The sequence below is a fragment of the Burkholderia sp. AU33803 genome, from assembly GCF_002223095.1.
GTDB lineage: Bacteria > Pseudomonadota > Gammaproteobacteria > Burkholderiales > Burkholderiaceae > Burkholderia.
Window position 1 is genome coordinate 1 of the sequence record NZ_NKFJ01000016.1, and the last position, 944, is coordinate 944.

Below are 944 nucleotides of genomic sequence, written 5' to 3' on the forward strand. Positions count from 1 at the left end.
CGCGTCGTGCAGTCGGATACGGGCGGCGGCTACGGCGGCGTGCATGTGCCGCGCATCGGCGAGGAAGTGCTGATCGATTATGTGGGCGGCGACTGCGACCGGCCGCTCGCGGTCGGGCGCGTGTACAACGGTGCGAACCAGCCGCAATGGCATACCGACGGGATCCTGTCCGGGTATCGGTCGAAGGAGTATTCGGGCGGCGGCTACAACCAGCTCGTGATGGACGACGCGACCGGGCAGAACCGCGTGCAGCTGATGAGCAGCAGCGCGAACAGCCTGCTGCATCTGGGCTACATCATCGACCAGAACGGCAATTCGCGCGGGTCGTACCTCGGCAGCGGGTTCGACCTGCGCTCGGATGCGTATGGCGCGGTGCGGGCGAGCCAGGGCCTGTACGTGACGACGCACCCGAAGGCGGCGAACAGCCAGCCGCTCGACGTGAAGGAAGCGCAGCAGCAGCTCGTGACGGGCGAGAGCCTCGTCGAGGCGATGTCGGGCGTGAGCGAGCAGCATCAGGCGGAAAGCCTGAAGGACGCGCAGGACACGATGCGCGCGTTCACGGATGCGACGCAGGACAGCGCATCGGGTAGCGCGTCGGGCGGGCGTACGGCAGGCGGCGGCACCGGTAACGCGAACGCGTTCAAGGAGCCGGTGATGCTGTTCGGCAGCCCGTCGGGGATCGGGATGTCGACGCAGCAGTCGGTACATGTGGTCGCGAACGATCACGTGAACGTGGCGAGCGGGCAGAGTGTGCACGTCGCGGCGGGCAAGTCGCTGATCGGGAGCATCGGGCAGAAGCTGAGCCTGTTCGTACAGAACGCGGGGATGAAGCTGTTCGCGGGCAAGGGCAAGGTGGAGATCCAGGCGCAGTCGGACAACATCGAGGTGACCGCGCAGAAGGCGGTGAAGGTGGTGTCGGCGACGGACCGGATCGAGATCGCGGC

The 944-nt window shown here is 67.1% G+C and carries 1 protein-coding gene; it reads left to right on the top strand.

Features of this window, described 5'->3' with window-relative positions; translation table 11 throughout:
- Window positions 1-944: type VI secretion system Vgr family protein (locus CFB41_RS37000; protein WP_144030006.1), on the top strand; the 944-nt coding region annotated here is incomplete at both ends.